Here is an 11,809-nt window from a genome sequence, read left to right on the forward strand (position 1 = left end):
GTAGGAGACCTTCCTGCTCCGAACCCGTCAGCTAACCCGGTAGGCGAGAAGGAAGGAAAGGACCACCCAGTACATGGCGTTCACCTGCGCCACCGGGAAGCACCGTCGTCCCAGCCGCATGAAGCGCACCACCGCCCGCGCGGCGGGCGTCGCGGCACTCGCCACCACCGGCGTCGTCGGCACCCTGGCCGCTCCGGCGCTCGCCGCGGACAACTCCGCGGAGAACGCCGTCGAGCAGACCGGTTTCACCCCCGTCATCACCATCGGCGACACGATCGCCGCCAAGATCGACGCCCAGGCCGACGCCCAGAAGGAGGCGGCCGAACAGGCCGCCCTCAAGAAGGCCGCGGCCGAGGCGGCACGCAAGAAGGCCGCCGCCCGGGCCAAGGAGGAACGCGAGGCCAAGGAGCGTGCCGCCCGCGCCGCCGAGCGCAAGCGCCTCAACACCTTCGTCGCGCCGATCTCGAACTCGTACGTCTCGACGGGTTACAAGAGCGGCGGCTCGCTGTGGTCCTCCGGCAGCCACACCGGCATCGACTTCCACGCGGCCAGCGGCACGACCGTCCACGCGGTCGGCTCCGGCACGGTCGTGGAGACCGGCTGGGGCGGCTCCTACGGCAACCAGATAGTGATCAAGATGAACGACGGGACGTACACCCAGTACGGTCACCTGTCGTCCATCGGGGTCTCGGTGGGCCAGACGGTCACCCCGGGGCAGCAGATAGGCCTCTCCGGCGCGACCGGCAACGTCACCGGGCCGCATCTGCACTTCGAGGCCCGCACGACCCCCGAGTACGGCTCGGACATCGACCCCGTCGCCTACCTGCGTTCGCATGGCGTGAACGTCTGACGACGGACCGCGAGATCTTCTTCAGCCCCGGCTCCCCGAGCCGGGGCTTTCGGTCTTTCTGTCCGCCCACTGTCCAAAAAATATCCATCGATTCCGGCCCCCCGTCGGAAATTCCAGCCGATTGCAATAGAGTCACTGAACACACGTCAACCGGCGACGTTTCACGGGGATTAAGACGGAGGTCGGACATGCGTATTCCGGCGCACTCGGTGTGCACGGCCATCCGGGACGACATCGTCGCCGGTGTCTACGAGCGCGGCGGCCGGCTCACCGAGGAACTCCTGGCGCGACGCTACGGCGTCTCGCGCGTCCCCGTCCGTGAGGCCCTGCGTACGCTGGAGGCGGAGGGCTTCGTGGTGACCCGGCGGCACGCGGGCGCGTGCGTCGCGGAACCGACCGAGCAGGAGGCCGCCGACCTCCTGGAGATGCGCATGCTGCTGGAGCCGCTCGGCGCCTCCCGGGCCGCCCAGCGGCGCACCGAGGCCCACCTCAAGGTGCTGCGCGGCCTGGTCAGGCTGGGCCAGGAGCGCGCCAGGCGGGGCAACAGCGAGGATCTGCGCTCCCTGGGGGGCTGGTTCCACGAGACGCTCGCCCAGGCCTCCGGCAGCCACGCGCTGACCTCGACGCTGACCCAGCTGCGCCACAAGATCGCCTGGATGTACGCCGTGGAGGCGCCGGCCAACCCCGCGGAGTCCTGGGCGGAGCACGGCGCGATCGTCGACGCCGTTGCGCGCGGGGACGCCGAGCGTGCCCGGGCGATCACCGCCCTGCACACCGAGCACTCGACGAGCTCGCACCGGCTGCGCTTCGGTGGCGGGGAGCGCGCGGAGCGTGTGAGGAACTCGCAACATCCCGTAAACATGTCGGGTGTGCGGCATTAACACAGGCGCCGTATACAAAGAGAAGGTAATTCCAGGGGGATTATTTTTGCTGCCCGAATCCGGGAAATTCGAAGGGCTCGCCCGGTAATTCGGGCGAGCCCTTCGGAGTTGTGGGACGGCAGCGTCGACGTGACGCGTGCATATCCCTCAATTCGATTTTCAGACGGTCTCGGGAAGCTCCTCGAGCCCCTCGGCGACCAGCTTCGCCAGCCGGTCGAGCGCGGCGTCCGCGCCCTCGGCCTCGGAAGCGAGGACGATCTCCTCGCCGCCCTGGGCGCCCAGGCCCAGCACGGCGAGCATGGAGGCCGCGTTGACGGGGTTGCCGTCGGACTTGGCGATCGTCACCGGGACGCCTGTGGCCGTGGCGGCTCGGACGAAGATGGAAGCGGGGCGGGCGTGGAGGCCCTCGGCCCAGCCGACGTTGACGCGGCGCTCAGCCATGTGATGCTGCCCTTCAGTGTCTCAGGTTGTCTAGACCATATTGTCTAGACCAGTTTTCCATAGCGTGTCGTGGGGCCGCGGCCTCGGCCCCACTCACACCCTTCCACCGTCCCCGGCGGACAGGCGTGTTCCCCACAGACTGCCTCGCGCCGTTGTCATACGCGAGCCGTACGCTGGGGCCCATGCAGACCTCGTCGGACCGGCACGAGTACCCCGCCCACTGGGAAGCCGACGTCGTGCTGCGCGACGGCGGCACCGCACGCGTCCGCCCCATCACCGTCGACGACGCGGACCGCCTGGTCAGCTTCTACGAGCAGGTGTCGGACGAGTCGAAGTACTACCGCTTCTTCGCGCCCTACCCGCGTCTGTCCGCGAAGGACGTCCACCGCTTCACGCACCACGACTTCGTGGACCGGGTGGGCCTCGCGGCCACGATCGGCGGCGAGTTCATCGCCACCGTACGCTATGACCGCATTGGTCCCGACGGCACGCCCGCGTCCGCTCCCGCCGACGAGGCCGAGGTCGCCTTCCTCGTCCAGGACGCCCACCAGGGACGCGGCGTGGCCTCCGCGCTCCTCGAACACATCGCCGCCGTCGCCCGCGAGCGCGGCATCCGCCGGTTCGCCGCCGAGGTGCTGCCCGCCAACAACAAGATGATCAAAGTCTTCATGGACGCCGGGTACACCCAGAAGCGCAGCTTCGAGGACGGCGTCGTCCGCCTGGAGTTCGACCTGGAGCCCACCGACCGCTCGCTCGCGGTCCAACGCGCGCGTGAACAGCGCGCGGAGGCACGGTCGGTGCGACGGCTCTTGGTGCCCGGCTCGGTCGCCGTGATCGGCACCGGCCGCACGCCCGGGGGAGTGGGCCGCAGCATCCTCGACAACATCAAGGAGGCCGGATTCACCGGCCGGCTGTACGCGGTGAACAAGGCCTTCCCCGACGACCTCAAGGAGCTCGACGGGATCGCCGCCCACCGCTCGGTGCGGGACATCGACGGACCCGTCGACCTCGCGGTCGTCGCCGTACCGGCCGACCACGTACCCGAGATCGTCACCGAGTGCGGCGAACACGGCGTACAGGGACTGGTCGTCGTCTCCGCCGGATACGCCGAGAGCGGGCCCGAGGGACGCGACCGCCAGCGCGAACTCGTCCGCCACGCGCGCACGTACGGCATGCGCATCATCGGACCGAACGCCTTCGGGGTGATCAACACCGCCGAGGAGGTACGGCTCAACGCCTCCCTCGCCCCCGAGCTGCCCCGCCCCGGCCGCATCGGCCTGTTCGCCCAGTCCGGCGCCATCGGCATCGCCCTCCTCTCCCGCCTGCACCGACGCGGCGGCGGCGTCACCGGGGTCACCGGCGTCTCCACCTTCGTCTCGGCAGGCAACCGCGCGGACGTGTCCGGCAACGACGTCCTGCAGTACTGGTACGACGACCCGGACACCGACGTCGTCCTCATGTACCTGGAGTCGATCGGCAACCCGCGCAAGTTCACCCGCCTCGCCCGGCGCACCGCCGCCGCAAAGCCGCTGGTCGTCGTCCAGAGCGCCGGGTCCGCACCCCAGGGCCACGCCGTCCAGGCGACCCGGCTGCCGCACGCCACGGTGACCACGCTGCTCCGGCAGGCCGGCGTGATCCGCGTCGACACCATCACCGACCTCGTCGACAGCGGACTGCTGCTCGCCCGCCAACCCCTCCCAGCCGGACCCCGGGTGGCGATCCTCGGCAACTCCGAGTCGCTGGGCCTGCTGACCTACGACGCCTGCCTCTCCGAGGGGCTGCGCCCGCTGCGACCGCTGGACCTCACCACCGGGGCGACGGCCGGCGACTTCCACGCGGCGCTGCTGCGCGCGCTCGGGGACGACGCGTGCGACGCGGTCGTCGTCACCGCGATACCCGCCATCGGCGAGACCTCGGTCGCCGACGCCGAACTGGCCGAGGCGCTGCGCTCCGCCGCCGAACAGGTCCCCGGCAAGCCGGTCCTCGTCGTGCACGTGGAGCTGGGCGGCCTCGCCGAGGCGCTGTCGGCGGCGGTCGCCACCGCGCCCCAGGCCGAGACCAAGCCCTCAGGCGCCCGCAGGCTCCGCCCCTCGCAGCAACTGCCCCCGCCGGTACAGGCGTCGGAGACCGCGGCCCCCGACGCGCCCTCCCCTCGCCTCATCCCCGCCTACCCCGCCGCCGAGCGCGCGGTCCGCGCCCTGGGCGAGGCCGTGAAGTACGCGCAGTGGCGCCGCGAGGCCGCCGAGCCCGGCAAGGTGCCCGAGTACGAGGACATCGACGAGAAGGGCGCCGCCCAGCTCATCGACGGCATGCTCGCGCGCGGGCAGGGCCTCACCCTCGGCACCGAGGAGACCTGCGAGCTGCTCGGGCGGTACGGGATCCCCGTACGCAGGGCCCTCCCCGCGTTCACCGCGGACGACGCCGTCAAGGCAGCCGGCACCGTCGGCTACCCGGTCGCCCTCAAGGCCACCGCGCCCCACCTCAGGCACCGCGCCGACCTGGGCGGTGTCCGCCTGGACCTGGCGGACGAGGAGCAACTGCGGCGGGCGTACGCCGAGTTGACCGAGCTGTTCGGGAAGCCGGCGGAGCTGCGTCCGGTGGTGCAGGGGATGGCACCGCGCGGGGTCGACACCGTTGTACGGGCCGTCATCGACCCGGCGGCCGGGGCCGTGCTCTCCTTCGGGCTCGCGGGAGCCGCGTCCCAGCTGCTCGACGACATGGCGCACCGGCTGATCCCGGTCACCGACCGGGAGGCGACCTCCGTGGTGCGGTCGATCCGGACGGCACCGCTCCTGTTCGGCTGGCGCGGCTCCACCCCGGTCGACACGCCTGCGCTGGAGGAGCTGCTGCTGCGGGTGTCCCGGCTCGTCGACGATCACCCGGAGGTCGTCGCGGTCACCCTGGAGCCGGTCGTCGTCGCACCCCGTGGCCTGAGCGTTCTCGGCGCCACCGTCCGGCTGGCCCCGCCACCGGCCCGCGACGACCTCGGACCGCGCACGCTTCCCGTCTACTGAGACGGTCACGGAGACGGCCGTGACCGGTGCCTCCCAGTCAGTCCACCCCCGTAGGATGGACGTCATGGCCAAGACCAGTACGACGACCCAGGGGCTGCGAGCGGCGATCGAGCGCAGCGGCTACTACCCGGCCCTCGTGGCCGAGGCGGTGGAGGCCGCCCTGGGCGGCGAGCCCATCCGGTCGTACCTGGTCCACCAGGAGACGACGTTCGACCAGAACGAGGTGCGGCGGCATGTGACGGTGCTCGTCCTCACCGCCAACCGCTTTCTCGTCAGCCACACCGACGAGCAGGCCGCGGACAGCACCTCCCCGACGCCGTACGCGACGACGTCCACCGAGTCCGTGAAGCTCGGCCGGATCTCGTCGGTCGTGCTCAGCCGCGTGGTCGCCAACCCGGAGCAGTACACGCCGGGCCAGCTGCCGCGCGAGGTCGTCCTGACCATCGGCTGGGGCGCCGTCGCCCGCATCGACCTGGAGCCCGCCGCCTGCGGCGACCCCAACTGCGAGGCGGACCACGGCTACACGGGCAACTCGACGGCGGACGACCTCAGCCTGCGCGTCAGCGAGGCCGGGGACGGCCCGGACACCGTGCGGCAGACCCTCGCCTTCGCGCAGTCGCTCTCCGAGGCGACCGCGGACGTCACCCGCTGATGTCCCACCCCGCATCCTGGGACACCCACCCGGAACCACTCGCCGTCGACTCCGCCCCGCTGCCCGAGTACGGCAGCGGCTCCCTCGCCGACCTGCTGCCCACGCTCGCCGCGGGCATGTCCGTACCGGGCACCACCGCCGCGATCACCGAGCTGACCCCCGCCGACCGGAACTGCGTGTTCCTGATCGACGGCCTCGGCTGGGAGCAGCTCAGGGCGCACCCCGACGAGGCGCCCTACCTCACCTCGCTGCTCGGCAGCTCGCGCGGCGGCACCGGCCGCCCCCTGACCACCGGCTACCCGGCGACCACCGCGACCTCGCTGGCCTCCGTCGGCACCGGCCTGCCGCCCGGCGCGCACGGCCTGCCCGGGTACACCGTGCGCAATCCGGCGACCGGTGAGCTGATGAACCAGCTGCGCTGGCAGCCGTGGACCTCGCCGGCCGCCTGGCAGCCGTACCCCACCGTCTTCCAGCTCGCCGACGCCGCGGGCGTGCACGCGGCCCAGGTGTCCTCGCCCACCTTCCAGAACACCCCGCTGACCAAGGTCGCGCTCAGTGGCGGAACGTTTCACGGGCGGCTCACCGGCGAGGACCGCATGGACCTCGCGGCCGAGCAACTGGCCGTCGGCGACCGCTCGCTGGTCTACACGTACTACGCCGAACTCGACGGCGCGGGCCACCGCTTCGGCGTCGACTCCGACGCCTGGCGCGGCCAGCTCATGTACGTCGACCGGCTCGTCCAGCGCCTCGCCGAGCAACTCCCGCCGCGCAGCGCGCTGTACGTCACCGCCGACCACGGCATGGTCGACGTGCCCTTCGACGAGGACCACCGCATCGACTTCGACGCGGACTGGGAACTGCGCGCCGGGGTCGCCCTGCTGGGCGGCGAGGGCCGCGCACGGCACGTGTACGCGGTGCCGGGCGCCGCGAACGACGTCCTCACCTGCTGGCGCGAGGTGCTCGGCGAGCAGTTCTGGGTGGCGTCGCGGGACGAGGCGATCGCGGCGGGCTGGTTCGGGCCGAAGATCGACGAGCGGGTGTACGACCGCCTCGGTGACGTGATCGCGGCCGCGCGGGACGACGTACTGATCATCGCGACCGAGCGGGAGCCGAAGGAGTCGGCGATGGTCGGCAACCACGGCTCGATGACCCCCGCCGAACAGCTGATCCCGCTCGTGGAAGTACGCTCCTGACGGCGATCCACCCTGTCCCCCTGCCTGCCCGCCGAAAGGTGCTCAACCCCCCATGCCCGAGCTGGTGTTCTTCTCCGGAACGATGGACTGCGGGAAGTCGACCCTGGCGCTCCAGATCGAGCACAACCGCTCGGCGCGCGGGCTGGCCGGGATGATCTTCACCCGCGACGACCGCGCGGGCGAGGGCAAACTCTCCTCCCGCCTGGGCCTGGTCACGGACGCGGTGGAGGTCGAGGACGGCCAGGACCTGTACGCGTACCTCGTCGACCACCTCTCCCAGGGCGGCCGCGCGGACTACGTGATCGCCGACGAGGCCCAGTTCCTGGTCCCCGAACAGATCGACCAACTCGCGCGCGTGGTCGACGACCTCGGCCTCGACGTCTACGCCTTCGGCATCACCACGGACTTCCGCTCGAAGCTCTTCCCAGGCTCCCAACGCCTGGTCGAACTCGCCGACCGAGTAGAGGTCCTCCAGGTAGAGGCCCTCTGCTGGTGCGGCGCCCGAGCCACCCACAACGCCCGCACGATAGGCGGCGAGATGGTCGTGGAGGGCGCCCAGGTGGTAGTCGGAGACGTCAACCAGTCCGAAGCCATCGGCTACGAGGTCCTCTGCCGCCGCCACCACCGCCGCCGCATGACATCGGCAACAGCGAGAGCGGCAGCACTGTCACCGGACGTCCTGCCGGTGTCGTCCTCCTAAGGGACGGTCCATTCACCGACGTCGTCGGAGAAGCCGCTGTTCATGGCGAACTGGACGCTGACGACCCGGGATCCGTCGGCCACCTCGAACGTGATGAAGCCCAAGGCCGACTTGCCTGGCCTGATGGTGACGCTGCCAGGGAACTCCGGGCCGGCCGTCGTGTTGGCGACCGTCGATGTGAAGCGCTGGCCCGCCTTGTCGATCACGGTGGCTCCGTTGGACGGGGAGTCCTTGTAGACCGCGGTACCCGTGTTCTTGAGCCGGAACTGGACCGACACGTAGTGCTGTCCGGCGGAGGGTGTGAAGTCGCCCGGTCGTGCCGGATCGACGACCTTGCTCACTGTTACGTCGAGCATCTCGCCCGAATTGGTCCCCGAGAGGCTCACCTTGTCCCCGACCTTCGGCTCGGCCACTGGCGCCAGCGCCAGCGCCGGAACCGCCAACAGACACGTCAGCAACGGTGCGGTACGACCTCGCATCGCTCCTCCCGATGTGTGGAGCAGCAGATACCTACATGCTCCGCCCACATCGAGCCCCTGGCGAGCCGAGGGCTCAGCGCGGGACCTGGATCAAGGAGAAGCGGGCGCCCTCCGGGTCCGCAACCGTCGCCACCCGGCCGTGCGGGCTGTCCGTGGGGGGTGTCAGGACGTGGCCGCCCAAGTCCGTCAGGCGGGTGACCGAGGCGTCTGTGTCGGCGACCTCGAAGTACGTCATCCAGTGGGGGCCGCGGTCGCGGGGGAGGGCGTGGCCGACGCCGTGGATGCCGGCGACCGGGTGGCCGGCGAGGTTGAGGGTGACGTAGTCGAAGTCGGCGGGGCCGGTCGGTTCCGTCTCGTAGCCGAAGACCGTCTCGTAGAACTTGGTCACGCTCTCCGACTCGGCGGTGACCAGCTCGTTCCAGGCGGGGGTGCCGGGGACGCCCGTGATGGCGGTGCCGAGGTGGGCCGCCGCCTGCCAGATGCCGAAGACCGCGCCCGCGGGGTCCGAGCCGATCGCGAGGCGACCCGCCTCGGCCGCGTCCAAGGGACCCACCCCGATCGTGCCGCCGCACAGCCGGACCGTCTCGGCGGTCACGTCCACGTCGTCCGAGGCGAGGTACGGCGTCCAGGCGATCGGCAGATGGCGGTCGGGCGGCAACTGGCCGATGCCGGCCACCTCGTAACCGTCCAGCAAGGCACGCGCGTAGGGGCCCAGTTGGTGCGGGCCCGGCCGGAACTCCCAGCCGAACAGCGCTCCGTAGAACTCCTGGGTCGCGTCCATCCCGTGCACCATCAGGCTCACCCAGCAGGGTGTGCCGGGCGCGCGCAGATCGTGCGTCTCGCCGTTCGGGCCGGCCGACCCCCGTGCCTCGGTCATCGTCACTCTCTCCTCGACCCCTCGCGGTGGCCGTTCGCTTCCGCTCTCCGGATACCCCGAGCCGATGCTCGCACCACCCGTGCCGTCGCGCGCTCCGGGCGCGCCGTACCCCGGACTCCGTGCCCGGAGGATGCCCGACACGCGGTTTCTCGCCCGTTTCCGTGCGATTGCCGAAGGATGTCGATCAGCTGTACAGCATGTGCCCGAACCCGTACGCCTCGTGATCGGGTCTGCCCGGCGGAGCAGACTAGTCGGACATCGACGGCGCGGCCACCCCGTACGCAAGGATGGGGGCCATGAACGCCATCATCTCCGCATCCGAACTCACGAGCGACCTGGCCGGGCAGCGGCCGCCCGTCGTGCTCGACGTCCGCTGGCAGCTGAGCGTGGCCAAGGCGGCAGGTGAGCCGCCCTTCGACGGCCGCGCCGAGTACACAGCCGGCCATATCCCGGGCGCTGTCTACGTCGACCTCGACTCGGAGCTGGCCTCCGCCCCCGGCGACCGCGGCCGGCACCCGCTGCCCGACCCGGAGATCTTCGGCGCCGCGATGCGCCGGGCGGGCGTGTCCGCCGGGACGCCGGTGGTCGTGTACGACGGCGGACAGGGCTGGGCGGCCGCCCGTGCGTGGTGGTTGCTGCGCTGGACGGGTCACCCGGACGTGCGGGTCCTCGACGGCGGGTTGCCGTCCTGGGAGGGGTCGTTGGAGACGTCCGTGCCCACCCCGGCACCGGGCGACTTCGTCCCCGCGCCGGGTGCCTCGGGTCTGCTCGACGCCGACGAGGCCGCGGCGCTGGCCCGCTCCGGGGTGTTGTTCGACGCCCGCGCGGGGGAGCGGTACCGCGGCGAGGTCGAGCCGATCGACCGGGTCGGCGGCCACATCCCGGGAGCCGTCTCCGCGCCCACCAACGAGAACGTGACGCCCGACGGCCGCTTCCTGTCCGCCGAGGAACTGGCCGACCGCTTCAAGTCCCTTGGCGCGGCCGACGGTTCACCGGTCGGCGTCTACTGCGGCTCGGGCGTCTCGGGCGCGCACGAGGTGCTGGCCCTCGCGGTGGCCGGCATCCCGGCCGCGCTGTACGTGGGTTCGTGGTCGGAGTGGTCGGCCGACCCGTCCCGCCCGGTCGCCGTCGGCCCCGACCCGCAGTAGTTCGGGCAGGCATGAGGAAGAGGGCCGCCCAACCGGCGCGGCCCTCACCCTCGTACGAACTCGTACCGTTCCCGCTACTCCTGCTTCTTGCGGCGTGTCCCGAACACGATCTCGTCCCAGCTCGGGACCGCCGCGCGGCGGCCGGGGCGGACGCCGTCGGCCTCGGCCTGGCGGTCCGTGGCGCCGACGAGACGGTCGCGGTGGGCGCCGACCGAACGGGGCATCAGGACGTCCGCGTAGGCGGAACCGGCCGAGGCCGCGGGGGCCGGGGGTTCCTCCTCCGCGGGTTCGGCGGCGGGCTCCTCCACCGGAGGCTCGGGCGCCGGGCGCTCCGGGACGACCAGGTCGCCACGGAAGCTCGGTACCGCCTCCAACAGGCTGGTCAGCGAGTCCCGTTCGCTCGCCGCGCTGTCCTCGTCGGACTCGACCGGCGGTGCCGGCAGGCTCGGCCGCTCCAGCGCGCGGTCCAGTGGACGGTCGCGTGGCAGCCGGGCGATACGCGGCACGAACGGAAAGCTGGGCTCCGCCGCGGCGAGGTCCTCGGACTCGCCGATCAGCGAGCGCGCCTCCTCGTCGACGGCCTGGACGAGCCGCCGGGGCGGGTCGTAGGTCCAGCTCGCCGAGTGCGGTTCACCCGCGACCAGGTAGACCAGCAGGACTTCCCAGGTGCCGTCGTCGCGGCGCCAGGAGTCCCACTGCACGGTGTCCTTGTCGGCACCGCGCAGTGTCAGCCGTTCCTGGACGGCTTCGCCGAGTTGGGGACCGGCCGCGTTCTCGCCGGGCCGGCGGACAGGGGTCTTGCGAGCCCGCTCGGCCATGAACGCGCGCTCCGCGAGGACGGGGCCCTCGAAACGCCGTACACGGTCGACGGGGATGCCTGCGAGCTGGGCGACTTCTTCCGCGCTGGCACCGGCACGTATACGCGCCTGGATGTCGCGAGGACGGAGGTGGCTTTCGACTTCGATCTCGATCTGACCGAGGCGGGGACGATCGCCGCGGACAGCGGCACGGAGCCGCTCATCGATCGGAAGCGTGTACTCCGTTGAGTCGGCAGCCTTCAGCACCAGCCGTGTGCCGTCATTCGAGACGGCCACGACACGCAGTTCGGGCATGGGGACCTCCCGGGTGGTGCCTGCCGACGTCACGTGCGTCGCTGCTTCCGCTAGTCGAGTGTGGCCTGCCCGGGTGCAGCCTGCCACAACCTTGCCGAGTTGCCCGGCGTGTCGGGCACAGGCCCTGGAACGCCGTTATGGCACGGTTACCTATTCGCAACGCTAAGTGACCAACTCCGTCACCCTGTGCAACAAGCCCCCTCCGGGCGGTCCAGTAAGGCCGCGGACATCCTGGCGGGAGGCCGGGCCCAGGGCTCGCAACAGTACTCCATTTGGGCCACGTGCGTGGATTGGGACGCGGTCCAACTTCTCGCGAGAGGTGCGAGTTGGCCGCCCGTCACGCGGTTTCGGGATCTTGAAAGTGGCGTACTTCACGTAAACCCCCGAAACGGAACTATCGGTTTCGTCTGTACGTCCCTTTCTCGTGCAGTTGGTCGATCGCGGTCGATCAACGTTGATCAA

Annotated in this window: 11 protein-coding genes and 1 riboswitch; of the genes, 7 read left to right on the plus strand and 4 right to left on the minus strand. The window is 71.3% G+C overall.

What is annotated here, in order from left to right:
• A riboswitch (cyclic di-AMP (ydaO/yuaA leader) is annotated at nucleotides 1-61 on the plus strand. This riboswitch is flagged as partial in the annotation.
• Nucleotides 62-73: 12 nt separating this feature from the next.
• Together ACWDR3_RS21775 and ACWDR3_RS21780 are read left to right on the plus strand one after the other, a co-directional pair.
• Nucleotides 74-850 carry a M23 family metallopeptidase gene (locus ACWDR3_RS21775; RefSeq protein ID WP_450354166.1) on the plus strand — a complete coding sequence of 259 codons (777 nt, stop codon included), beginning with the start codon at nucleotides 74-76 and terminating at the stop codon, nucleotides 848-850.
• 188 nt (nucleotides 851-1,038) lie between these two features.
• Complete coding sequence (locus ACWDR3_RS21780) at nucleotides 1,039-1,731, plus strand: GntR family transcriptional regulator (RefSeq protein WP_450354167.1); 693 nt, start codon at nucleotides 1,039-1,041, stop codon at nucleotides 1,729-1,731.
• Nucleotides 1,732-1,890: 159 nt separating this feature from the next.
• Here ACWDR3_RS21780 and ACWDR3_RS21785 read toward each other — a convergent pair whose 3' ends face one another.
• Nucleotides 1,891-2,172, minus strand: coding sequence for an HPr family phosphocarrier protein (locus tag ACWDR3_RS21785; RefSeq protein ID WP_123997208.1), 282 nt, complete (start codon nucleotides 2,170-2,172; stop codon nucleotides 1,891-1,893).
• Nucleotides 2,173-2,354: 182 nt separating this feature from the next.
• On the opposite strand from ACWDR3_RS21785, the gene ACWDR3_RS21790 reads away from it, so the two are divergent.
• The 4 genes from ACWDR3_RS21790 to ACWDR3_RS21805 all read left to right on the plus strand — a co-directional run bounded on the left by ACWDR3_RS21790 (nucleotide 2,355) and on the right by ACWDR3_RS21805 (nucleotide 7,731).
• Entirely contained in the window at nucleotides 2,355-5,186 is a 2,832-nt protein-coding gene (locus ACWDR3_RS21790) for a bifunctional acetate--CoA ligase family protein/GNAT family N-acetyltransferase (protein ID WP_450354168.1), read from the plus strand.
• A gap of 64 nt (nucleotides 5,187-5,250) precedes the next feature.
• Nucleotides 5,251-5,838: a DUF5998 family protein gene (locus tag ACWDR3_RS21795; protein ID WP_450354169.1), complete on the plus strand. Its 588-nt coding sequence runs from the start codon at nucleotides 5,251-5,253 to the stop codon at nucleotides 5,836-5,838.
• A complete protein-coding gene (locus ACWDR3_RS21800) occupies nucleotides 5,838-7,031 on the plus strand; it encodes an alkaline phosphatase family protein (protein ID WP_450354170.1) in 1,194 nt (397 codons plus the stop codon). Before ACWDR3_RS21795 ends, ACWDR3_RS21800 begins: the two co-directional genes overlap by 1 nt.
• A 52-nt stretch (nucleotides 7,032-7,083) precedes the next feature.
• Nucleotides 7,084-7,731: a thymidine kinase gene (locus ACWDR3_RS21805; protein WP_450354171.1), complete on the plus strand. Its 648-nt coding sequence runs from the start codon at nucleotides 7,084-7,086 to the stop codon at nucleotides 7,729-7,731.
• On the opposite strand, the gene ACWDR3_RS21810 is transcribed toward ACWDR3_RS21805, so the two are convergent.
• Together ACWDR3_RS21810 and ACWDR3_RS21815 are read right to left on the minus strand one after the other, a co-directional pair.
• Nucleotides 7,728-8,210, minus strand: a complete 483-nt coding sequence (locus ACWDR3_RS21810) for a DUF4352 domain-containing protein (RefSeq protein WP_450354172.1) — start codon at nucleotides 8,208-8,210, stop codon at nucleotides 7,728-7,730. The two genes, ACWDR3_RS21805 and ACWDR3_RS21810, sit on opposite strands and share 4 nt — an antisense overlap.
• 73 nt (nucleotides 8,211-8,283) lie before the next feature.
• Nucleotides 8,284-9,087 (minus strand): VOC family protein, encoded by an 804-nt coding sequence (locus tag ACWDR3_RS21815; protein WP_450354173.1) that lies wholly within the window; start codon nucleotides 9,085-9,087, stop codon nucleotides 8,284-8,286.
• A gap of 296 nt (nucleotides 9,088-9,383) precedes the next feature.
• Between ACWDR3_RS21815 and ACWDR3_RS21820 the strand changes: the two genes are divergently transcribed.
• Entirely contained in the window at nucleotides 9,384-10,235 is an 852-nt protein-coding gene (locus ACWDR3_RS21820; RefSeq protein WP_450354174.1) for a sulfurtransferase, read from the plus strand.
• A 74-nt stretch (nucleotides 10,236-10,309) separates the two neighbouring features.
• Here ACWDR3_RS21820 and sepH read toward each other — a convergent pair whose 3' ends face one another.
• On the minus strand, nucleotides 10,310-11,347 hold the full coding sequence (gene sepH, locus ACWDR3_RS21825) for a septation protein SepH (protein WP_123997200.1): 1,038 nt from the start codon (nucleotides 11,345-11,347) through the stop codon (nucleotides 10,310-10,312).
• Nucleotides 11,348-11,809 lie beyond the last annotated feature (462 nt).

It is taken from the genome of Streptomyces sp. NPDC001002 (assembly GCF_053599215.1).

Coding starts and splice junctions, on each gene's coding strand:
- ACWDR3_RS21775 (WP_450354166.1), top strand. CDS start 74: ATGGCGTTCACCTGCGCCACCGGGAAGCACCGTCGTCCCAGCCGCATG.
- ACWDR3_RS21780 (WP_450354167.1), top strand. CDS start 1,039: ATGCGTATTCCGGCGCACTCGGTGTGCACGGCCATCCGGGACGACATC.
- ACWDR3_RS21785 (WP_123997208.1), bottom strand. CDS start 2,172: ATGGCTGAGCGCCGCGTCAACGTCGGCTGGGCCGAGGGCCTCCACGCC.
- ACWDR3_RS21790 (WP_450354168.1), top strand. CDS start 2,355: ATGCAGACCTCGTCGGACCGGCACGAGTACCCCGCCCACTGGGAAGCC.
- ACWDR3_RS21795 (WP_450354169.1), top strand. CDS start 5,251: ATGGCCAAGACCAGTACGACGACCCAGGGGCTGCGAGCGGCGATCGAG.
- ACWDR3_RS21800 (WP_450354170.1), top strand. CDS start 5,838: ATGTCCCACCCCGCATCCTGGGACACCCACCCGGAACCACTCGCCGTC.
- ACWDR3_RS21805 (WP_450354171.1), top strand. CDS start 7,084: ATGCCCGAGCTGGTGTTCTTCTCCGGAACGATGGACTGCGGGAAGTCG.
- ACWDR3_RS21810 (WP_450354172.1), bottom strand. CDS start 8,210: ATGCGAGGTCGTACCGCACCGTTGCTGACGTGTCTGTTGGCGGTTCCG.
- ACWDR3_RS21815 (WP_450354173.1), bottom strand. CDS start 9,087: ATGACCGAGGCACGGGGGTCGGCCGGCCCGAACGGCGAGACGCACGAT.
- ACWDR3_RS21820 (WP_450354174.1), top strand. CDS start 9,384: ATGAACGCCATCATCTCCGCATCCGAACTCACGAGCGACCTGGCCGGG.
- sepH (WP_123997200.1), bottom strand. CDS start 11,347: ATGCCCGAACTGCGTGTCGTGGCCGTCTCGAATGACGGCACACGGCTG.